Below are 22,668 nucleotides of genomic sequence, written 5' to 3'. Positions count from 1 at the left end.
CGCGCGATGTGGCGAACCACCAAGTACTGGCTTTATTTCATCCATCGCTGGATCGGGATCGCGACGTGCCTGCTGTTCGTGCTGTGGTTCGCCTCGGGGCTTGTCATGCTCTATGCGCCCTTCCCGTCGCTCGAGGAGGCGGAGGAACTTGAAGGGCTGCCGCCGATCGCGTGGGAGCAGGTAGACCATGGCCCTGATGCCGCCGCCACCGCGTCCAGCGACCTGCGCGAAATCATCCTGGAGATGCGCGGCGACCGGCCGGTCTGGCGGCTGTCGCCCTGGGAAGCTCCGGCTTATGCCATCTGGGCGGATACCGGCACGACTGCCGGGCCAGCCGACGAAGCCGAGGCGCGGGAGAATGCCCGGCTTTTCGGAGGGGCCGATGTCTCGGACATTCGCCTCATCCACAACGATCAATGGACCGTTCCGGGGGGATACGACCTTGATCGACCCTTGTGGAAGGTCGAGTTGGCGGGCGAAGCGGGCCGCGTGCTTTACGTTTCCTCGGTCGACGGTTCGGTCGTGCTCGATACGAGCTCGCGCGAGCGCTTCTGGAACTGGCTCGGCTCGGTTCCTCACTGGCTCTACCCCCGCGCGCTGCGCGAGGACCAGCCGCTCTGGCGACAGGTGGTGATGTGGGTTTCCGGCCCCTGCATCATCGTCGCGATCACCGGCATCTGGATCGGCCTGACGCGCCTGAGGATGGGCCGGCGGCGCTTCAGCGGCGGCAATATGACGCCGTACCGCGGGTGGATGAAGTGGCACCACGTCTCCGGCCTGATCGGCAGCGCCTTCCTCCTGCTGTGGATCTTCTCGGGCTGGCTATCGGTCGACCCCGGACGACTGTTTGCCAGCGAGGGCGTGTCGCCGGAGGCTGTCCGCGACTACGCCGGTGCGAAGCCATTGCCTGCGCCGGACCTGGCCATCCTGTCGCAGGTTGCAGGAGAAGCACGCCGGGTAATGGTCAATTCGGCCGCGGGGCAAGCGCAGGTTCGAATCCAGCAGCCGGGGACCGGCGATACCGTGCTGAATGCGACCTCCTACGAACCGTTGGCCGTTGACGAACAGCAGCTGCGCCAGTCCGCCTCGTCCCTGCTACCCGGGGCGGCAATCGTGGACGCCGCGACGCTGACCGAGCCCGATGCCTACTGGTATGCCGTGCACGGCGAGGTTCCGCTCCCGGTGCTGCGCTTCCGCTTTGACGATCCCGCAGAAACCTGGGTGCATATCGACCCGGCGACCGGCCAATTGCTCGCGCAATCCGATTCCCGTCGCCGCACCTACCGCTGGCTGTTCGACCTGTTCCACCGCTGGGACTTGAACGTCCTGCTGGAAACAGGGCCAGCCCGAGATGTCTTGATCTGGCTGATGTCGCTGTTCGGCCTGATAAGTTCGGTCACCGCCGTCTACATCGGCTGGAAGCGTCTCAAGCGTCCTAGTGGAGCCCGGCCCCAGGATTGACTGACAGTTTCGAGCCTCTGTTCCTGTCATCGCAAGCCGCATGGCGGCTTGCCACTGGTACTGCGCCAAAAGCCGCCAGTCCGCTTACGGCCCAAAGGCGGACTTAGCCACCAAGTTGATCACGATGTCCCGTCCCGAATTTTCGTCTTGCGTGTTTCAGCGTGAGAAGACCGCTCCGTGGGGCGCACCTTCGCCGGTCCAGCCGTGTGGCCAGGTTTGGCTGGCAAAGCTGAATCCAACCTCACCATCCGCGCCGCGGAAGGCTTCGTCGACGGTTAATTCCCCGGTCTCTTCATCAAGCTCGAGCAGATACATTCGCTGGCCCGAACTGCCGGGCGTGACCACCAACCTTCGATTATTGGGGTCCCATGCCGTCCAGTGCGGATCAAAGTTCTCTCCGAAGGTAAGGCGGGAGACTTCCACCGGTTCTGTCCCTTCGGAAATGTCGAGGACAATGAAGGCACGGATGTCCGGCACGGCCTGCACCATGTAGCGGCCGATGATCGTGGGTACTCCGCACCAACTGCCCGGATACTGGTAAACGAGCTGCGCCTGGGGTGTCGGGCTATCGAGGCCGGTAATGCGCTGGACACCACACGAAAGGGTGTGGACATAAACGGCACCATCCGGCCCGACCCGCGGTTCTTCCGGAGAGATATGGCCGTTGAGGCGGGGCCCGGGATCGAGACGATATGTGCCAAGCAGTTCGAGATCGGACAGGCGGAACAGTTGATAGGTGTTGCTGGTCAGCAGCCAATCATTGCCCATGGGTGAATTGGTAACGATCACCCTGTCAATTTCGGGCAAGACAGCCAAACCGTAGGGAAGCAGGCCTTCTTCGGCAAAGGCTGGATCGACGTTGTTGACCGAACGGACCATCCTGCCGCTATCGTCGATTTCTACCACCCCGCCGCTCATAGCCGACATGGTTTCGTTGGCGTGATGTTCAGTGTGCTGGAAGGTGGCCAGGACATTGCCGTTGGGCAGGCGAACGAAGCTGTGCGGCATGCTGAAGCCGCCAAGGCTGGTGAATGCCGCAACCTGACTTGGCTGCAAAGGATTTGTCAGGTCGAGTATGACTGTCCGGTTCGCATCATGATCGTTGGCGAACAACATGCCACTGGCAGGCATCTCGTATTCGGTGTGATGGGCATTGACGCTTCTCTGGTCGGTGGCCTCGCTGGTTACGATGTTGCCGTAGCTGGCGGAACCCGGATCAGCATCAACGACGAGGATGAAGTCGTTTCCCTCGGTGGCTGGATCACCAACCCACACAAACAGATAATTTCCGGCTTGATCCTCGGCAAGGGTATGCCCGGGCATGAATGGTGTCGATAGGGCCCCTGCGACTACGAAAAGAAGGCGTAGCATCACCGTCCCCCAAAAGCTCCCGACCCGTAATCGGCTGCCTATCACCCGAACTTATAATTGGCCAATTTGAACTGGCCTGATCACATTGGATCGGAAACCGAGATTCCCGATTTTCTGCGCTCTAACACCCGCAATTGGGTGGAAAGCGGTCGAGGAAGGCCGCGAGGTATATGCTTTCAGTGTTAACCGTTCTTCACAAGCTGAAGTCTTTAAGAGAAATCATCCACGAACCTTGGGCTAGGAGTAACTCCGTGTCGGCTAGTCAAGTTGCGTCCGTTAGAAGGCAAGATACGGTTTGCGTCGATCTGTTCGAGACGGGAATTGAGTAATTTCCCAGCGGAAGCGGAACAAACGGTTTCAACATTATAAGATTGTGGGGCGCGCCACGTTGACTCATTGCCTTGAGACAGGAACGCCATGTCACGCGACCATTGCCTGCACTTCGAAAAGACGTTGCCTGAGCCCAATCTAATTATCGACGAACTCCGAATCCACGACACACGCTGGATTACCGCAACGGTCGCGATCTTATCGATCATAGTATTTGTAATCTCCGGCAGCCAAATCATGCCGGCAATTTTGGTCACAGATTCAATAGATGCGGAACCGTCAGGTGCAGAACTCTCCGCGTTTCTGTTGAACATCGCCCTGATCATCTTCGCGTGGAAGCGATCAAATGAGCTGGTTTCCAGCTTTGCTGAATTGGACGCCTGGCAAAACCGGGCAATCAGCTTGGCCTATCAGGATGACATGACCGGTCTCTGCAACAGGCGGTATCTGACAGAGGCTTTCGAGTTGCTGCAATCGTCGAGGAATTCCTTGCCGATACTGATTTTGATCGACCTTGACCGCTTCAAGCAGGTCAACGATCTATTCGGCCACAAAGCTGGCGACCAAGTCCTGGCCTTCGCCGCGACGATGATACGACAATTGTGCCCCACAAACAGCATTTGCGTACGTCTCGGTGGGGATGAGTTTGCGATTCTGCTCTACGATAAAGATGCAGACATGAGAGTTGCGAAGAGGCTGGCATGGCAAATCGTCACACAACTCAAATCGCCGATCAGACTGGAAAATGGCGAATTCCTGATCGGTGCCTCGATCGGCATTTGTGGCTCGGAGGCGGGAACAAGAGAGCTCGACGAGCTGCTGAGCAATGCGGATATCGCAATGTATGCAGCCAAGGCGTTGGGCGGCAATTGTCTTGTCGAAGCGGACCATGCGATGGTTGCGACAAGGAGTGAAAGGAACACTCTCGAAGCCGAGATCCGCAACGGCTTGGCAAAGCGTGAGTTCCGTCCATACTTCCAGCCAATCGTAGATCTGGCTTCGGGTGAATTGATGGGCTTTGAAGTGCTGGCCCGTTGGAAACATCCCAGCCGCGGAGTGCTTGAGCCGTCTGCCTTCATGCGGATCGCAACGATCTGCGGACTCTTCGCCGAGATTTCCTTCTCAGTCATGGAGTACGCGCTCAAGGTAGCGAGAGCCTGGCCCGACCACTTGAGGATCGGGATCAATGTCGCCCAGGACCAGTTTGAAGATCCGCTCTTTGTGCAACGCGTAAGAGATGCGCTGGCTTCTCTCGATTTCCCAGCCAACCGCCTGGACCTTGAAATCCCGGAAATCTGCCTGATTTCTGACCACGACCAGTCCATGTCAAAAATTCAGCGACTTAAGAAGCTCGAAATTGGGATCGTCGTTGACGATTTTGGAACCCGATATGCTTCGATGATGAATAGTGACAGTTTGCCCTTCGACCGCATCAAGATCGGCACGAAGTTGGTGGAAGCGATCAACGAAGATCGGGCTACTGGTGCATTGGTTCAAGCAGTCGCCACTCTGGGCAAAGGCCTGAGCATCCCCATTTCGGCTGCAGGCGTGGAAACCAGCGCAATGCATGCCACGCTTGAAAGGATGGGCTGCGACAATGCTCAAGGCTTGCTTTTCGGCAAGGCACTGGCACGCGAGGAAGTTGAACTGCAATTGAAAATGGGGAGCTAATGTCAGCTACTGGAAGGCTTCAAACTCAAACCAGACAGTCCGCTGTCGGTCGAGATTGAGCCCCTAGATGTCGCCCGGGAGTGGGTGGAAAGCGGACATTTAATCACGGCTAACGTTTGCATGGCACTGTCAAAGCAAACTAGCTGAGCGGGCAGGGCGGTGCTAGCCGGCGTGGATGAGCAAGGCTGACAACCCGTTTCGCTACTTCAATTCGTCGCCCGAGGTCATTCGCCTGGTGGTAATGATGTATGTCCGATTTCCGTTGAGCCTGCGGAACGTGGAAGACCTGCTCTTCGAGCGCGGGATCGACATCTGCCACGAGACCGTGCGGCTGTGGTGGAACCGCTTTGGGCCGCTGTTCGCTGCTGACATCCGCAGGCAACGAGTGAGCCGGATGCGTGATTTCCGACACTGGCGCTGGCACCTCGATGAAGTGTTCGTGAAGATCAATGGCGAGACGCACTACCTGTGGCGTGCGGTCGATCACGAGGGCGAGGTTCTTGAGAGCTACGTTACCAGGAAGCGGGACAAATCCGCGGCTTTGAAGTTCTTCAAGAAAGCGCTGAAGCGCCACGGTAGCCCAACTGCAATCGTCACCGACGGGCTCAAATCGTATCCTGCGGCTATGAAGCTTCTGGGCATTTAGGATCGCCGCGAGATGGGGAGATGGCTCAACAACCGAGCCGAGAACAGCCACCTTCCATTTCGACGAAGAGAGCGTGTGATGCTCAGATTTCGCCAGATGAAGAGCCTACAGAAATTCGCTTCCGTTCACGCCAACGTCCACAACCACTTCAATCAGGATCGCCATCTCGTAGACCGCCAGACCTACAAAGCCGCCCGCTCAGCCGCGCTGGCTGAGTGGCAAAACCTCGTGGCCTGAACTGCGGACGTGGATAGGGCGAGTTCTGCCAACTGGAGACGGGTTAGCGTTAGACTGACAGCACCCAACGGTGCCAGCGCCGACTTTTTCAACAGAATACAGCCAATTGCGGACATTCGGGATGATAACGCGGTCTATGAGAAATGGTCGTCCGAGAGGCTTTTGCTTTCGACCGACAGCTCCCCCTTCGTCAGAAGTAACAGCTATGAGTTGAAGGTTGTCAATTGCACATGAGCGGTGATGCAGCTTAGATATCCAATCATGCAGCGGAACCAGATTTGAGATCGGCGATAACGATATGACTTGCGAACTGCACCCAATTTTTAGACTAGCTCCGTTGGCCTTGATTTCTGCATTGCCAAACGTTGCCAATGCGCAGGATCACACACTGGATACGCCGTCTTGCGAGGCGCTTTCGACGATTGTTGTTTCAGCCGAGGAGATCGGCCTGCCTACCGGTGGTGCGGCAGTTGGCCGCGCACAAATGCTCGCCGCTGACGATGGTGGCGCTGAAAATGATCCTGACGGGGAGGTGCAGCTGCCACGACCTCATCGCTGTTTAGTCACCGGAGAGATCGCGCCCGTCGATCCTGAAGCGCCGATGATCAATTTCGCCGTAAACCTCCCAGTCGTCTGGAATGGCAGGGCGCTGCAATCGGGCGGTGGCGGACTTGGCGGGGTTTTGATCTCTGCTCCCGGCAACAAAGGGCAAGGCCGGATGGACCCCATCCCGCTAGATGAGCCCTACCCTATAACGCTGGGCTATGCCGTTTTTGGATCTGATGGTGGACACCAGAGCGGTGACCTGCAGTTCGCCTACAATGACGAAGCCATGCGCAATTGGGCCGGAGACGCGCTTAAGAAGACCCGCGATGTGGCCCTCACGATTATCGGGGGAGCGTATGGTCGACAGCCTGACCGGCTCTACTTCACCGGTGAATCAGCCGGCGCGCGCGAAACCCTGTGGGTCGCGCAGCGATATCCGCAAGATTATGACGGCTTCATCGCCACTTCGCCGGTGTTGAACTGGAACTATATCCATATCGCCGATGGCATTATTCGGGACCGTCTGATCGAAGGGCCTTTGTCGGTTGCCGATATCGCCTTGGTCGCGGAAAATACGCGCACAGCGTGTGATGCATTGGATGGGTTGGAGGATGGGGTGATCGCCCGTTACCTAGAGTGCCCCAACACGGTTGCTGATTTGCGCTGCGAAGACGGAGCCACCGGAGAGGGATGCCTGTCCGATGCCCAGATACAATCGGTCAACGCGATTCGCCAACCGTGGTCCATGAATGTCCCGATGGCGAACAATGTCATCCGCAACGCTGGCTATGGTACAACCGGTGATGAAGACGGTGATCGATATCAGTGGAACTTCTATACTGTAGGGGCCCAGCCGCCCGCCGAGCGGCTTCCCGCCGGCTCCGGTTTCGAACCAGGCGTTGGTGCAATCCTCGGCTTTGCAAATTTTTGGGTTCGGCATGCAATCGCACAAGATCCCGAGTTCGAACCGCGCCACTTCAACCCTGAGTTGTATGAGGAACGTATCCAATACCTCTCTCAATTGTTCGATGCCACCGATCCGGATCTGTCCGGACTGGCGAACAGCGGCGCTCGACTGATCGTTTACCAACCCTCTGCGGATAATGCCGTGGGTACGCCTATGGTGTCTGAGTGGTATAGGTCAGTCGTGAATGCGATTGGTGAAGAGATGGCCGGAGACGTGCTGCGTTACTACGTCGGGCCGGGAGGCGGGCATAACGCCACTGGCATTACCCAGATGAACACACTGGCATTGCTGGAATCCTGGGTCGAGGATGGCGTTGCACCGCCTGATGCTCTTGTTGCGGTCGATATTGACCCAGTAAATCTGACCCGGGGTCGCGAGATGCTGACTTGCCGCTATCCCGCCTATGCACATTATATTGGCGATGGGCATACCGAGACCGCAGCCAGCTTTGAATGCCGTGACCGCCCGGATCCAATGGAGTTTCATCCCAACTGACACTGCTGTCAAATTGGATAGCAGAGTTAAAAGTGCAGTTGATTTCAGGGTAGTTCTGTCAAAGCAAACACACCTGATGGCACTGTCAAAGCAAACTGGCTGAGCGGGCAGGGCGGTGCTAGCCGGCTTGGATGAGCAAGGTCTACAACCCGTTTCGCTACTTTAACTCATCACCTGAGGTCATTCGGCTGGTCGTGATGATGTACGTTCGCTTTCCACTTAGCTTGCGGAACGTCGAAGACCTGCTGTTCGAGCGGGGCGTCGACATTTGTCATGAAACAGTTCGGCTATGGTGGAACCGCTTTGGGCCGCTATTCGCTGCTGACATCCGCAGACAACGAGTGAGCCGGATGCGTGGTTTCCGTCATTGGCGCTGGCACGTCGATGAAGTGTTCGTGAAGATCAACGGCGAGACGCATTACCTTTGGCGTGCAGTCGATCATGAAGGCGAGATCCTGGAAAGCTACGTCACGAAGAAACGGGATAAATCTGCGGCTTTGCGGTTCTTCAAGAAGACCCTGAAGCGGCACGGCAAAGCCGAGAAGGTCGTAACGGACGGACTGAAATCCTACCCAGCAGCCATGCGCGAACTTGGGAACGAGGATCGCCGCGAAATGGGCAGATGGCTCAACAATCGAGCCGAGAATTCACGCCTTCCGTTCCGACGAAGGGAGCGTGTGATGCTCAGATTTCGACAGATGAAGAGCTTGCAGAAATTCGCTTCCGTTCACGCCAACGTCCACAATCATTTCAACCAGGATCGCCATCTCGTAGATCGTCAGACTTTCAAAGCTGCTCGCTCAGCCGCCTTGGCTGAGTGGCAAAATCTTGTGGCGTGAACCGAGAGCTGGGTTGGGGCAGATCCTGCCAAGTGGAGACGAGTTAGCGTTAGACTGACAGCACCCGCGCAAGAGACAACCAGCCAGCCCGTTCCCTCACCGGCAAACGCGGAACTCGACTGGCCGCAATTCGCGCTCGATCACCCGCAGCTTGTCCAGCTCTCGAGTGAGGGAACTGTCAGGCCTTGGCCCAATAGCGAGCGGCTGGACTTCTTCCGGCAGGTGATGGCTGCGCAGCAAGGCGATTGACGGTCGCCTGGCTGGCGGCGGGCAATTGCGGCTTACCGCTTCCCGCGAGTCAAGAAACAAAAGCCTGACCGACCGTCAGGCATTGGACTGTCCACACAGGCATCACGAGGCTTAGATTCTCACTGCATCCAGAATCGTTATCCGGATAAAGCTGGCGAGAAAAAAATAAACTACCGTAAAAACAGCATACTGATGCACATTAGTATATTCAGTCCAATTTACTCTTGTGGTAAGGCCAATTCTATGCGATTTCACTGCCGGAATGCCAGAATGCCAAAAGGTAAAGGGAGTGGTGTTGATGTTTCTGAAAACACGTACGGCGATGACGTCGGGCGGGTCGTTGGTCGCAATGTCGGGTGTGCTCGGTATGGCCCTCGTGGCGGCTCCTGTGCAGGCGCAGGAGCAGGCCGCAGAAAGCGACGACAACGTCATCCTGGTGACGGCCCAGAAGCGCGAGCAGAACGTCCTCGAGGTGCCGGTCGCGGTGAGCGCAATCGGTGAAAACGTGCTCGAGGCCGCGCAGGTCAACGAGTTCGAGGATCTCACCAGTGTATCCCCATCCCTGACCATCACGGCTGGTGGCAGCCAGGCTGGCCATTCCATCGCGCTTCGCGGTGTGGGCACGGTTGCTTTCTCCACCGCTGTGGAATCATCAGTGCTCGTTGTTGTCGACGATGTGGCCCTCCTCCAGGCCGGGCAGGCCTTCTCCAGTATCACCGATCCCCAGCGCGTGGAAATTCTGCGCGGTCCTCAGGGAACGCTCTTCGGCAAGAATGCCTCGGCTGGCGTCGTGAACATCGTGACCCAGGATCCGACTGACTACTTTACTGGCTATGGCGAGTTCTCGATCACTGATGATGAGCAGTTTCGCGCCCAGGGTGCGATCTCTGGTCCGCTCAACGATGCTGGCGGGTTCCGGCTTAGCGGCTACTGGTCAGACTACGACGGTTATATCGATAACCTGACAACCGGTTCGACGCTTGGCGGTGAGGAGACATGGGGCGTGCGCGGCAAGGTCCAGCAAGAATTTGGCGCCGTTACATTCACCCTGACCGCAGACTATGGCGAAGCCACCGACAGCTTGCTGCCCGATACCTACCTGCGCGTCGACCAGAGTGACCCTGCTGGCAACCCGATCAACCAGGACTACGACCTGACCGGTATTGTACCCGGACCCGGGAACAACGTGGTGCGAAATAACGTCGACCGTTTTGGCGATAGCAACCAGTTCATCGGCTCTTTCAAGGCGGATATAGACCTCGGCTTCGCAACGCTCTCGTCGATCACCAGCTACCAGGACTGGCGCTACGATTCGATCAACGACCAGGATGGCTCGGCTGACGCCGTGATCCGTCACGACACGACCTACAATGCCGAGCAATTCTCGCAGGAGCTGCGCCTTACGTCGCCTACCGACGGGGTTTTCGACTACATCCTCGGAGTGTATTTCTCGGATGGCACGACGGACCGCTCATTCATCCGCACCTCGCCCATTCCGCCGCTCAAGCAGAACTGGGATTCCTCGGCTGATACCACAAGCTACGCAGCCTTCGCCCAGCTTGGGTACGACATTACGCCTGACACGCTCCTCACGGTTGGCGCCCGTCTCAACCACGAAGAGATCGGCGTCTTCTTCCAGGACAACCGGCCTGCAACTCCGCTGCAGTATTTCGGCAGTGATTCCGAAACTGCTTTCACCGGGAAGGTGTCGTTGCAACACTTCTTCGGTGACGGATTAATGGCCTTTGCCTCCGTTGCGACTGGCTACAAGGGGCAGGCTTTCGATGTTTCCTCGGGCTTTGATCAACGTCGTGCAGACAATCCGATCGCTTCCGAAGACAGCATCAATTACGAGGTTGGTCTTTCCGGGCGTGCGCTTGGCGGCGACGCGCAATTCCAGTTGGTTGGCTTCTGGACGGATTACGATAACTTCCAGGCCCAGGGCATCAACGCGCAGCTCCTCGCTCCCCAGTTTGAGCTGACCAACGTCGGCAAACTGCGGACGCGCGGCGTGGAATTTGAGCTCTATTACACTCCCACCGACAACCTTACGCTTTTCGGCTCGGCCGCCTACGTCGATGCCACGATCCGCGAATTCCCGGATGCACAGTGCTATTTCGGCCAAACCGAGGCACAGGGGTGCGTCTTCGATCCTGTGCTCAATCAGCCCGTACAGGATCTGGCTGGCGAAGAGCTCGGGAACTCACCTGACTTCAAGTTCAATCTTGGCTTCGATTTCGCTCAACCGGTAAGTCAGGGCCTCACCTTCTTTACGCGGGGCAATTACACTTGGCAGAGTGAGGTGAACTTCTCGCTGTCCCAGAACCCGCGCACGGTCCAGGATGCCTATGGCATCGCAAACCTCGCTGTGGGGATCCGGGATGCGGACGAAGCCTGGGCGCTTTCAATCTTCGTAAACAACCTGTTCGACCAGGAATATGCATCGCGGATTATCGACGACACCAATCCGCGAAACGATCCCTTCGTTCTCACCCAACAGTTGCCGCGCAATTACGATCGCTACTTCGGTGCGCGCCTTCGGGTTGGCTTCTAGGGACTCCCTGCGCCTAGCGTCCGGCTTCAAGGCGCGAAGGGGCCATCACTTGCGGGCCTGGTCATGTGAAAAGCATGATCGGGCCCGTTTTTGCGTAAGAACTGTGCGGATAGGATGGCTACATGGTCGGCAGGCTCTGTCAGAGTAAATGCACCAGCTAGTGGAATTGTCTTGATTAGCTAGGGCAGGGCGATGCCCAGGCCCAGAAAGCCGGCCAGCCCGTTCCGCTATTTCAACTCATCACCCAAGATCATCCGTCTCGTGGTGTTGATGTATGTCCGGTTCCCACTGAGCCTGCGGAACGTGGAAGACCTGCTGTCCGAGCGCGGCATCGACATCTGCCACGAGACGGTGCGGCATTGGTGGAACAGGTTCGGCCCGATGTTCGCTGCTGATGCCAGGCGCCAGCGGGTCATCCGTATGAGAGGCTTCCGCCAGTGGAAGTGGCACCTCGACGAGGTGTGCGTGAAGATCAACGGCGAGATGCATTACCTCTGGCGCGCGGTCGGCCTAGAAGGCGAGATCCTAGAGAGCTACGTCACGAAGACCCGTGACAAGAAGGCTGCGCTCAAATTCATGAAGAAGGAGCTGAAGCGGCATGGCTCGCCAGCGGAGATTACCACCGACGGCCTGCGGTCATACAAGGCGGCAATGGCTGAACTGGGTAATCAGGAAAAGCAGGAGGTGGGGCGCTGGGCCAACAACCGGGTGGAGAACAGCCACCTGCCATTCCGAAGGCGGGAACGGGCCATGCTCCGGTTCCGGCAGATGGAGAGCTTACAAAAGTTCGCCTCTATTCACGCCAACGTCCACAACCACTTCAACCATGACCGCCACCTTACCGACCGCAAGACTTACAAAGCGAACCGCTCGGCCGCACTGGTCGAGTGGCAGAACCTCATGGCCTGAGTTCAAGCTGGGTAGGGGATAGGGACACACGCTAATGTAAGGCCAATTAGTGCAGCTCTTGTTGGTGCAGCTCTTGAAACACGAGCGATGCCCATCCCATTTGCCGACGCACTCCGGTGAATTTGCATTGGTCTCTGGTCAAGACAGTCCACATATCTTGTCAAATTGGTATGGCCATTTGGCAACACGGTCACACCAATGCAATATCTCTCCGGGCATCAAGGCATTGTTTTAGCGCACTAAAGATCTGATTTTGCCCTCTCGCAGGACAACTTAAGCCAGCTCTGGAACACATAAACTTTCTCTTGAGGTAAGGCCAAAGGTGTGAAATGACCTAACCAATAAAAAAGGACCTATCTTAACGGAGGATGTTGATGAGGGTGGGGAAAGAAAGTGTGTTCCTGACTGGGGTGTCGCGGATTTCCGCAGCAGCAGTCATTGGTTTCTGGATGGCGGCAGCGCCGGCGTATGCCCAGAGCGAAGTCGAATCGGGTACTGGCGAAGCGGAGCAAGAAGAGTCCGCGGTCGGTAGAAACGTCATCGTGGTGACGGCTCAGAAGCGTGAGCAAGCTATCGACGAGATCACGACGGCCATCACGGCAGTCAGCGGCGAAGAGCTCACGGCAAGAGACATCACCGATTTTACCGACCTCCAGGAGATATCGCCAAGCCTCAGAATCACGGGCACGGGGGCTAACGGCAACATTTCCATTCGCGGTATTGGCACGTCTGTCTTCAGCACGAGCGCTGAATCGGCAGTTTTGCCTGTCATTGACGATCTGGCCACTCTTCAGTCCGGGCAGGCGCTGGACGCCTTGAGCGACGTCGAGCGGGTAGAGGTCCTTCGAGGCCCTCAGGGCACTCTGTTCGGGAAGGGGGCGTCTGCCGGTGTCATCAATATTGTCTCTCGCGGGCCGACGGATCAATTTCAGGCCAACTTCAATGGGCAGTATGTCGATGACGGTCGGCTTAACATCCAGCTCGGCGCGGGCGGTTATCTGACCGAAGGTGTGGGGATTCGCGTCGCTGGCTATTACAATGACAACAGTGGCTTCGTCCGCAACCGCGCTACCGGCACGATGCTGGGAGGCCTCCAAGGTTACGGCTTCCGCACGAAACTTCGTCTGGAGCCTACGGATAACCTCACCCTGGACATAAATTACAGTCACGCCGAAACCGACGAGACTGTTGCTCCGCCTACCTATCGTGTGCTGCCGCCGAACACGGGGCTTCCGATCGGCGTCATAGCAAATGACTTCCTCGGTGGTGTTCAGCCTGGTCCGGACAACCGGGAGGTCAACGCGAACTACGATTCAACGCGTGCGAGCAACACAGATGTGATCAGTCTGAGGGGTGAGTACGATCTCGGATTCGCTTCCATCGTAAGCATCACCGGCTGGCAGGACTGGCGGAACGAGACCTTCAACGACTTCGACGGCACTACTGCGCCGGTTTTCTTTACCCCGGATGGTATCACCCAGGGAGGGCCGTACAAGGCGCAGCTCTTCTCGCAAGAGCTCCGGATGGTATCCAACGGTGACGGTCCGCTCCAATGGCTCGTCGGAGCCTATTATGCCGATGGCGAAACAGACAGGCAGTTTACACGAAGCGTCAATTGCTGCTTTCCGAGTGATTGGGATTCTACGGCAGGCACCACAACAACAGCGATCTTCGCAAACGCATCATACATGCTGCCCAGTCGGACAGAGATCACTGCGGGAATTCGCTACAACAATGAACGCATCAGCGTTGAATTCCTAAATCTTCTACCGTCCAATAATCCGCCGCCAAACAACCAAAGCTGTCGGCAACTTTGCACAGGCGAATCCTCTGACGACGTCGTCACTTACAAGCTGGCCGTTCGTCAGGAGCTCAATCCTGACATGTCCGTCTATGCCTCGTTTTCGACCGGATACAAGGGAGGGGCATATGACATTACTAGCGGCTTCTCTCCATCAAGAGCGGCAAATCCCGCGGCGCCAGAGACAGTGGACTCTTACGAACTTGGATACCGTGGCGTAATCCTCGATGGTCGCGCCGTAATTGCCCTAACGGGATTCTATACGGACTATGACGAGTTCCAGCGACAAGCGGTTGTCGTTCCTCCCGATCCAAACGATCCGCCGGAATTCCGTCTGACCAACGTCGGTTCATTGCGGACCAAGGGTGTCGAGCTCGAGCTACGGACAAATCCAGTCGACGGGCTCCAGCTCAACGGTTTCCTCGCATATATCGACGCGACCATAACCGAGTACCCCGACGCGCCGTGTTATAATGGCCAGACCGAAGCCCAGGGTTGCATCGATCCGGATGGTCCGGGCGGCAGCGATCCAATCCAGGATCTGGCTGGGACGCGGCTGAATGGCGTTCCCGAGTGGAGCTATAACATCTTCGCTCGCTATGATTTTGACACGCCTTCGGTTCCGTTTGATCCGTTTATCCAGGCGGACTGGTCGTACCGGTCGAGCATCCTGAACGACTTCCTGGGGGACCCGGATGCGACCACCGAAGCGCGTAGCATTCTCGATGCTGCATTCGGTGCGAGCTTCCGCGACAGCGATTTGACGTTGACGGTGTTTGTGAACAACGTTCTCGACAAGTCCTACAACTCTACGGGCGGTGCTCCGGCCTTCCACCCCACAACAGTGGAGACGAACAATATCTTCCGTGACCAAGGCCGATCCTTCGGCGCGCGGTTGAGCGTTCGGTATTGATTCCTGGCCTTCAGCGGGGAGGAGGCTCCTCATTCCTCCCCGCTGAGACCGCCAAGTCAGGCGCAATAGCGCCGGCTATGTTCACAGTGGAGAGACAGATGATCTTGCGCTCATGGCGAGCTGCCTTCCGGCGTGCCGTTTCGTTTGCGCCAGCCGCAGCAGGATTTGCCGTGCTCCTCTCTGTCGGGTGCGCAACCGTTCCTCAAGAAGAGGGTGTTGGAGGCCAGGATCGAATCCAGACCCAGTCTGGTTTGGTAACAGGCGTGCCTACCGATACCGGAACGGTATATCGGGGTTTACCTTACGCCGCCTCCCCGGTGGGGCAAATGCGCTGGCGTTCGCCAGCAGAGCCGAACCCCTGGTCGGGCGTTCGTGACGCTTCCGAATTCGGCGCACCTTGCGCCCAGGCTCCCCTTCGAGGTCGCACGCAAATTTCATCGATCAGTCGCGAAGACTGCCTTTACCTGAACGTCTGGACACCTGAAAATTCGGCTGCCGAAAGGCTGCCGGTCATGGTCTGGATCCATGGCGGCGCGTTCGAAAACGGCATGGGTACCAGTCCGACCTATGATGGAGCCGGGCTTGCCGCAAAGGGCGTGATCGTGGTTACGATCAATTACCGCCTGGGCGTCTTCGGCTTCCTCGCGCATCCCGAGCTCACTGCAGAGTCCGCGCATGGTTCCTCAGGGAACTACGGGCTGGAGGACCAACTGGCGGCTCTCAGATGGGTCCAGGGCAATATCGCTGCCTTTGGTGGTGACCCCGATAACGTGACCATCTTCGGTCAGAGCGCAGGCGGTGCCAGCGTGAGGGCGTTGATTTCCTCGCCGCAATCGATTGGCCTTTTCAACCGGGCCATTATTCAGAGTGGGGCTTCTGTCTCGGGACTTTCTGCCATTCCCACTTCGCAAGCCGAAGAGCAGGGCTTGGCTTTCGCCGGAGAGATGTCCATCGCGGAGATGCGGGCACTTGATGCTGACGATGTGATCGAGCGAGCGACTGCCGCGAAAGACCGTGGCATCCGCTTCGCCCCCGCCGTAGATGACTACGTGATCTCCGCCTCGGCGCCTGCAGATGGGTTGCAGGTGCCGCTCGGAACGATTGAGCTCCTGATTGGGAGCAACTCCAGGGAAGGTCTTGCGGTTCCCGGAGGTGAAGGACTGGACGAAGCCCTCGAACGGGCATTCGGACCGAATGTCGCCCGGGCAAGGCGGGCCTATGGCCTGGACGGGACACCCCCGCCCGTCGATCCGGTGCTGGGGACCGTAGCACAGCAGTTTGCTACCGATGTCAGTTTTCGCTGCGGGTCTGTGGCCCTGGCAGGAGCGGGTGCGCGAGCCGGCCTGCCAATCTGGCAATACCAGTTCGAGCATTTTGTGCCCGGGCGAGAAGCGCAGGGGGCAGGCCATTCATTCGAGGTGCCGTACGTCTTCGGTAACCTTTCCTCTACTGGCTTTTCTGCAGCCGATTACGATGAAGACGATCGGCGGCTTTCGGACTTGATGATGGGCTATTGGACAAACTTCGCGAAACAGGGCGATCCCAATGGTCCTGGATTGCCCGATTGGCCGCGGTTCACCAATGCCGACAAGGAATACCTTCGACTGACTGCCGACCTGCCCGGTGACGCGCAAAGCGCGGTTGCCCTGCGCGGTGATATCTGCCCGCTGATTGTCGAATAAGAATGCCCCTGGAAGGAGAAAAATCCGTGAAGAAACCTGCTAGTTTACGTCTACTTCTGTCTGTTGCCGTCTTATCGCTGGTGACAGTATCGAGTGCTGGCATCACCCCTGCCAATGCCCAGGATCAGACTGCTACTGCCGACCAATCGAGCAGCGAAGCGGTGCCGGAGATGCGGACTCGCATCATGACCGCTCTCACAGGTTGGGAAGTGAGCGAATATCTGGAGCGTAACGATGTCATCTTCGTTCCGGTTGGCCCGGTGGAGCAGAACGGGGGAGCGCCAGTCGACGTCGAATACGTTATTCCCCTCGCTTATGCTCAGGAGCTAGCGGAAAGAGCGGACGGTTTGGTGCTGCCTCACCTTACCTATTTCTATCCGGGCGGCACCACTACCAGCCCCGCTACAGTTTATGTCTCGACCTCGGAGAGCCTGCCCTATCTCAAGGCCATTACCCGGTCCTTGATACGACAGGGCTTTCGGCGGATCATTTTCCTGACTTCGCACGGTCCGTCCGGGAACACGATGCTTCCGCTCGTGCGCGAGACGTTCGACGAGTACCATGTGCCGGTCCTCTGGATGGATACTGGAATGGTGCGCGAGCATATTCCGGGCGAAGGCCCTCCACGTTTTGGTGATGGACCTCCTAACGCGCGCAATCTCGTCACCTACGGCGCGTACGAGTTGGTCGGGCGTCTGGAGGACATGCCCGTCGGACTGAGTCAGCCTGAGCACCCGATCGAACGGGATCCGAGCAATCTTTCGCGATACGTCCCACCCTTCAACGGCACGCCAGCAGGAAGTTTCTATTCCGACCCGGTGCTGCACGGGGGGTTCGTGCGGCCTGTGACTGAAGAAGAGCGCGAGGAGTGGGGTACCGAGGGCGCCGAATATATCCGTTCGCTGGTTGATTCGTTCGATGTGAACGGGATGCTCGAGGAGCTGCGCAGGCGCGACGAATATACCCGCGTTCTCGAAGAGCGATACGGAGATCTCCTGCCTCGGTTCGACCGCTAGCTTCGGCGCTCAAAGACGCCCCGAGGGTTCTCTCCCGACCAAATACTCTGGGCGTTCTTTTTGCACGCTACACGGAAGGCCTTTCGGCAGGATCTGGGTGAGAGGTGACGTGGTCGAGGATTTCGTCATCTCTCACCTCTTTCGTCGGAAGCCTTAGTTTCCGCTCCAGACTTGAAAGGTGCCATTCCTGCCTTCAGCGGACCAAAGGTGAGATGCACTGCCTGTGACGTGCGGTCGATCAGGAGGAGGCAGTGCTCGAAATATACGTCACGATGGCAAGGCGACGGGAAATCGTCGAGCTGTCCGAGGTCGGCATTGACGGGGCCAAACTGGACTTCAACATATCGGTGGAGGATTCCAGCCCCAAAGATCCCGTCACCGGTGTCACGCGTCGCTTTGGTGACAACAATTCGTTTAGATAGGATAGCTACATGGTCTACAAGAATGCGCGCAACGCTCTCATCGGGGTTTCCTTAATTGGATTGGCGATTTCTACGGTGGCTGCATCGCGCGAGAATGCGCCGACTGTGCCTTCAATATCTGACGATCAGAGTCAGGAAGCTCCGCAGCGCCAGCGGATCGAGCTGTCGGACGGCTGGCAGTTCAATCTCGTCGGCCCCTACGGCGAAGACGGCGAGCTGGATTCCCCGCAGGCGGACGAATGGCAAACCGTCGCGGTTCCCCACTCCTGGAACCGCGTGGGCTACTATCTCTCCGACCCCGAAACCCATATCAACACGCCCGAGAACATCGATAAGACACAGGGTGTAGGGTACTATTACACCAGCTTTGACGCGCCGCAGCTCGATGGTGGACAGCGCCTTTACCTCGAATTCGACGCCGTAAGCCGGACTGCCGAAGTATGGCTGAACGGCCAGTATCTTGGTGCTAATCGCAACCCGTTCGGCCGCTTCCGGCTGGATGCGACCGGCCTTGTAGCGCCGGGCCAGGCCAACCAGCTTTACGTCAAGGTCGACAATACCCAGCCGGCCGAAGGCAACAGCACGGCGGATGTCCTTCCGATGACGGGCGACTTCTTCGTGCGCGGTGGCATCTATCGTCCTGTCAGCCTTGTGGTAACCGAGCCCGTCCATTTCGACATGCTCGATCACGGTGGTCCGGGCGTCTATGCCGCCACGACCAGCCTCGAGGGCGGCAACGCCGAGATCAGCCTTAGCGGGCGCATCACCAATTCGGGCGCCTCGGATGCTCCTGTCACTATCGTCGCCAGTTTGCTGGACGATCAGGGCGAGGTGGTCGGCTCGTGGCGGGATCAGGCGGTCATCGCGCCGGGCACGACGAGCGAGTTGGAAGGATCGATGCACGTGTCCTCCCCGCGCCTGTGGGCGGGGCTGGCCGATCCCTACCTCCACACGCTGCGCTACGAATTGCATGCCGCAGACGGCACTGTCGTCGACACTATCGACCAGGCCTTCGGCATCCGTGAGATGGAGCTCGATCCGGAGCGCGGCTTCCTGCTTAACGGAACCCCTTACCGGCTGGTCGGCGCCGGTTTCCATCAGGACACCGAAGCTTCCGACTGGGCCGTTTCGCGCGAGGAGGTGAATGAATCGCTGCGCATCATGCTTGACATGGGTGCCAATTCGCTGCGGTTGTCGCACTACCAGCATGGCAGCCCGGTGCACGAACTGGCCGACCGCTACGGCATCGTGCTCTGGAGCGAGATCGGGTTGGTCACTGCCTGGACGAATGCCCGCGACCAGGTCGAAGCGCCGCAGGGCATCGTTGAAAACGCTCGCCAGCAGCTGCTCGATCTCGTCCACCAGAACTACAATCACGCCTCCGTTGCAGTGTGGGGTATCGCCAATGAAGTGGACTTCGGACCCGGACGGCCCGATTTCCTCGGTCGCCCTCCCGAGGTCGTCGCAGATCCGATGCCGCTACTGAACGAACTTGCCGACCTGTCACGCGAACTCGACCCCCATCGGGCAGTGGTGCTCGCCAATTGCTGCGAGGACCGAGGCATGGTTGACGTGCCCGTCGTCGCCGAAGCCGTGGATGCTGTCGGGGCCAACCGCTACTACGGCTGGTATTACGGCGAACCCGGCCAGCTTGGCGAGCATCTGGATGGTCTTCGCCTGAAGCATCCCGACATTCCGGTTTCGGTGAGCGAATACGGCGCAGGTGCTGCGCCGAACATGCACACCGACAATCCGCTAGGCGGCCCGATCGACATGGCCGGACGCACCCAGCCGGAAGAGTTCCTGACGTGGTTCCACGAAGAGAACTGGCGAGAACTCGCAGATCGCGAATACTTGTGGGGAATCTGGCTGTGGAACGCTTTCGACTTCGGCACGACCGTTCGCTCCGAGGGCGATGCGCAGGACATCAACACCAAGGGGCTGGTGACCTATGATCGCGATATCCGCAAGGACGCGTTCTATTTCTACCGGGCAATCTGGTCTGACCAGCCGACGGTTCATGTGCAGGGTCGGCGCTACGTCGATCGGGCCTATCCCGTCACCGATGTGCGCGTGAATTCGAACGCTCCTTCAACGACCCTGGTCGTCAACGGCTCGGAACTGGCCACACTGAGTGACTGCGACCAGAATGTCTGTGTTTGGTCGGATGTCGCGCTGGCAGGTGGCGAGAATGCCATTGTTGCGCGCGGCAACTTCGCGGCCGGCCCGGTCGAAGACGCCATCGTCTGGCAACTCGATGAAGAACAGCGCGACGCGTTCCGCATCGACAGCGGCGCCGTGGTCGCGGCTTCGGCGCAGGTCCAGTTCGGTTCGGACGACTTCTTCGTCGGTGGGACCGCCGGGAGTACCGATCAGCGCGGCGGACGCGGTCGGCAGGCAGTGTTTGCCGAGATTGCAGGTACCGACCGGCGCGATATCGTCTCCAGCTTCCGGCAGGGCGATTTCAGCTACCGGATTCCTGCCGCGAACGGGCGCTATCACGTAACCCTTACCTTTGTCGAACCGGATCAGCCTGTCGGCGCGCGCCTATTCGATGTGGCTGCCAACGGCGATTCCGTGCTTTCGTCCTATGATATCCATCAGCGGGCAGGGGGCGCGCTTATCGCGATCACGGAAAGTTTCGATATCGAAGTCGAAGGCAACATGATCGATCTTGCGTTTTCGCCGGTCTCCGGTGAGGCGCTGGTGTCCGCCGTGGAGGTTACTCCGTTGCGATGAACCACTCCCGGTTTTGGTCCCCTCCGAGCAGGCGCGAGGTCATTGCCGGCCTCGTCGCTGCAGGGGCTGGAACCTGGGCTGGGCAGGCAACGGCGGCCAGCGAAGGCCAGCGTCCATTGGGGTTGGCGCACCTGACCGTGGCGCGCGAGCTGGCAGTAGATTACGGCGGTACGCTTCAGCGCGTCCGGACGCTCGGATACACCCACTTTGGCTTCCCCCTCGGAGCGCAGTCACCGCGCCACGAGCCGCCAGCCGATCCGGTGCAGGTTGCGGAGTGGTGTCGGCAGGCGGGGCTTGCCGTCGGCACGGTAAGGCTCTCTCATTCGGCCGATTACCCACGGCAGATGCAGCTCGCGTCCTCTATCGGGGCAGGCATCGTCGCGCAGTCGGCGGCAGACGTCTTTTTCACGGGCGAGATACCGGGCCGGACGACCCGCTCTGCGTTCGAGGGCTGGATGGACCGGCTGGAGATCATGGCCCATGCCGCACGCGAGGAAGGGTTGCGCCTCGTCTATCACAATCACGCATGGGATCACGTTGCGCTCGATGGCCTTACCCCCCTAGAATTGATTGCTGACCGGTTCGCGCCGGGCGAGGTCGATTTCGAGATCGACATGGGCTGGGCTGCGATCGCCGGTGTGGACCCACTTGCGCTGGTCGGCCAACTGGGATCGCGGGTTCTGGCGCTGCACCTCAAGGATGTCGATCGCAGCTGCGTGACCGGCAACTGCCGTCAGTTCGTCGCGCCGGGGGCTGGCGATCTGGATTATCCCGGACTGCTCGCCCAGCTGCATCGGCTGACGGATGCTATCGGTTATATCGAGGTGGATGATCCCGATGACGGCCTTCTTGCCGCTGCCACCGGTGCCGCGACATTCCTGCGCGCGACGCTGGCATAAGTGCAAGGCAAGGACAGACAAACCGCCTTCTCACTCGTTCAATCCGGATAAGGCGCTTCCTTATCGCGCGACGGGATGGCTCCTGGGCGCATGATGGTCCATGAGGCCAGTTCATGACCACGCTCCGCGGCCTCGCGCGGCTCCATTCCAGCAATGCGGGCCGCGAGATATCCGGCGTTGAAGGCGTCTCCGGCCCCGCTGGTGTCCACGGGGCGCAGACGCGCAGGCGGTTCGAGCCGGCTGCCATCGGGCAGGCGACAACCTGCCTCGCCGAGTTTGACAACCGTTTCCCCGCAGCCAAGCGCCTGCCAGTGCGCGGCCACGTGGTCTGCATCTGTTGAACCACCTAAAGCCTGCTCGTCATCGAGGGTGGGCAGGCCCGTGGTCGCAATGGCGATCGCGCGGTCGCGCCACTGTGCGGCAGTCCGCCGGTCATCCCACAACATCGCCCGATAATTGGCGTCGAAGGCAATCTGGCCACCCGCTTGGCGGACTTGCGCCGCAAGCGTTAGCAGCGCCTCCTTCCCGGCATCGGGCAGGATCGCCAGCGAGATCAGCGAGAACGCCAGCAGGTCTGACCGCCTTATGCGATCGACCGCTTCCGCGCTTTCCGGAAGAGCGAAAAACTGCCGCGCCGCGCTGTCGCTGCGCCAGTAGGCAAAACTGCGTTCACCTGCGACGTCGAGTGATATCGCATAGAGGCCTGCAGCGCGTTTCGGATCGGTGAGCAGGGTCGAACAATCCAGCCCTTCCGCAGCCCATGTCGCGCGCAGGCGATCGCTGAAGCTGTCACTGCCCAGAGCGGAGGCAAAGGCCACGTCACAGCCTGAACGGGCCATATGGATCGCCGTATTCAGAGTGTCACCGCCATGCCCCAGCCGGTAATCGTCGGCTGCAGCCTGCCGCAGCTCGACCATGCCT

Annotated in this window: 14 protein-coding genes and 1 pseudogene; 13 read left to right on the top strand and 2 right to left on the bottom strand. The window is 58.8% G+C overall.

Features of this window, described 5'->3' with window-relative positions:
- The first annotated feature begins 6 nt into the window (after positions 1–6).
- The gene (locus tag AAEO60_RS10740; protein ID WP_341673711.1) at positions 7–1,461 is read left to right on the top strand and encodes a PepSY domain-containing protein; all 1,455 of its coding nucleotides are present in this window, start codon (positions 7–9) and stop codon (positions 1,459–1,461) included.
- A 156-nt stretch (positions 1,462–1,617) separates the two neighbouring features.
- Here the strand turns inward: AAEO60_RS10740 and AAEO60_RS10735 are convergent, their stop codons facing one another.
- The gene (locus tag AAEO60_RS10735) at positions 1,618–2,832 is read right to left on the bottom strand and encodes a PQQ-dependent sugar dehydrogenase family protein (RefSeq protein WP_341673710.1); all 1,215 of its coding nucleotides are present in this window, start codon (positions 2,830–2,832) and stop codon (positions 1,618–1,620) included.
- A 417-nt stretch (positions 2,833–3,249) separates the two neighbouring features.
- Between AAEO60_RS10735 and AAEO60_RS10730 the strand changes: the two genes are divergently transcribed.
- The 12 genes and pseudogenes from AAEO60_RS10730 (at position 3,250) to AAEO60_RS10675 (ending at position 21,747) form a co-directional block, all read left to right on the top strand.
- On the top strand, positions 3,250–4,833 hold the full coding sequence (locus AAEO60_RS10730) for a putative bifunctional diguanylate cyclase/phosphodiesterase (RefSeq protein WP_341673709.1): 1,584 nt from the start codon (positions 3,250–3,252) through the stop codon (positions 4,831–4,833).
- A 175-nt stretch (positions 4,834–5,008) separates the two neighbouring features.
- Positions 5,009–5,716: pseudogene (locus AAEO60_RS10725) on the top strand (IS6 family transposase).
- Positions 5,717–6,053: 337 nt separating this feature from the next.
- Complete coding sequence (locus AAEO60_RS10720; protein WP_341673708.1) at positions 6,054–7,724, top strand: tannase/feruloyl esterase family alpha/beta hydrolase; 1,671 nt, start codon at positions 6,054–6,056, stop codon at positions 7,722–7,724.
- A 131-nt stretch (positions 7,725–7,855) separates the two neighbouring features.
- The gene (locus AAEO60_RS10715; protein WP_341673707.1) at positions 7,856–8,563 is read left to right on the top strand and encodes an IS6 family transposase; all 708 of its coding nucleotides are present in this window, start codon (positions 7,856–7,858) and stop codon (positions 8,561–8,563) included.
- 547 nt (positions 8,564–9,110) lie between these two features.
- Positions 9,111–11,366, top strand: coding sequence for a TonB-dependent receptor (locus AAEO60_RS10710; RefSeq protein ID WP_341673706.1), 2,256 nt, complete (start codon positions 9,111–9,113; stop codon positions 11,364–11,366).
- 192 nt (positions 11,367–11,558) lie between these two features.
- A complete protein-coding gene (locus AAEO60_RS10705) occupies positions 11,559–12,275 on the top strand; it encodes an IS6 family transposase (RefSeq protein ID WP_341673705.1) in 717 nt (238 codons plus the stop codon).
- A gap of 374 nt (positions 12,276–12,649) precedes the next feature.
- On the top strand, positions 12,650–14,989 hold the full coding sequence (locus AAEO60_RS10700) for a TonB-dependent receptor (protein ID WP_341673704.1): 2,340 nt from the start codon (positions 12,650–12,652) through the stop codon (positions 14,987–14,989).
- Between the two features lie 77 nt (positions 14,990–15,066).
- On the top strand, positions 15,067–16,671 hold the full coding sequence (locus tag AAEO60_RS10695; RefSeq protein WP_341673703.1) for a carboxylesterase/lipase family protein: 1,605 nt from the start codon (positions 15,067–15,069) through the stop codon (positions 16,669–16,671).
- 26 nt (positions 16,672–16,697) lie between these two features.
- Positions 16,698–17,687, top strand: a complete 990-nt coding sequence (locus AAEO60_RS10690; RefSeq protein ID WP_341673702.1) for a creatininase family protein — start codon at positions 16,698–16,700, stop codon at positions 17,685–17,687.
- Between the two features lie 251 nt (positions 17,688–17,938).
- Complete coding sequence (locus AAEO60_RS10685; RefSeq protein ID WP_341673701.1) at positions 17,939–18,109, top strand: hypothetical protein; 171 nt, start codon at positions 17,939–17,941, stop codon at positions 18,107–18,109.
- 9 nt (positions 18,110–18,118) lie between these two features.
- Positions 18,119–20,848 carry a glycoside hydrolase family 2 TIM barrel-domain containing protein gene (locus AAEO60_RS10680; RefSeq protein WP_341673700.1) on the top strand — a complete coding sequence of 910 codons (2,730 nt, stop codon included), beginning with the start codon at positions 18,119–18,121 and terminating at the stop codon, positions 20,846–20,848.
- Positions 20,849–20,970: 122 nt separating this feature from the next.
- The gene (locus tag AAEO60_RS10675) at positions 20,971–21,747 is read left to right on the top strand and encodes a sugar phosphate isomerase/epimerase family protein (protein ID WP_341673699.1); all 777 of its coding nucleotides are present in this window, start codon (positions 20,971–20,973) and stop codon (positions 21,745–21,747) included.
- Between the two features lie 38 nt (positions 21,748–21,785).
- Here the strand turns inward: AAEO60_RS10675 and AAEO60_RS10670 are convergent, their stop codons facing one another.
- The gene (locus AAEO60_RS10670; protein ID WP_341674678.1) at positions 21,786–22,664 is read right to left on the bottom strand and encodes a sugar kinase; all 879 of its coding nucleotides are present in this window, start codon (positions 22,662–22,664) and stop codon (positions 21,786–21,788) included.
- Positions 22,665–22,668: the final 4 nt, after the last annotated feature.

This window comes from Aurantiacibacter gilvus, assembly GCF_038289935.1.
Taxonomy (GTDB): Bacteria; Pseudomonadota; Alphaproteobacteria; order Sphingomonadales; family Sphingomonadaceae; genus Alteraurantiacibacter; species Alteraurantiacibacter gilvus.
The sequence above is the reverse complement of the archived record's forward strand: the minus strand, read 5'-3'. Positions and strand labels throughout refer to the sequence as shown.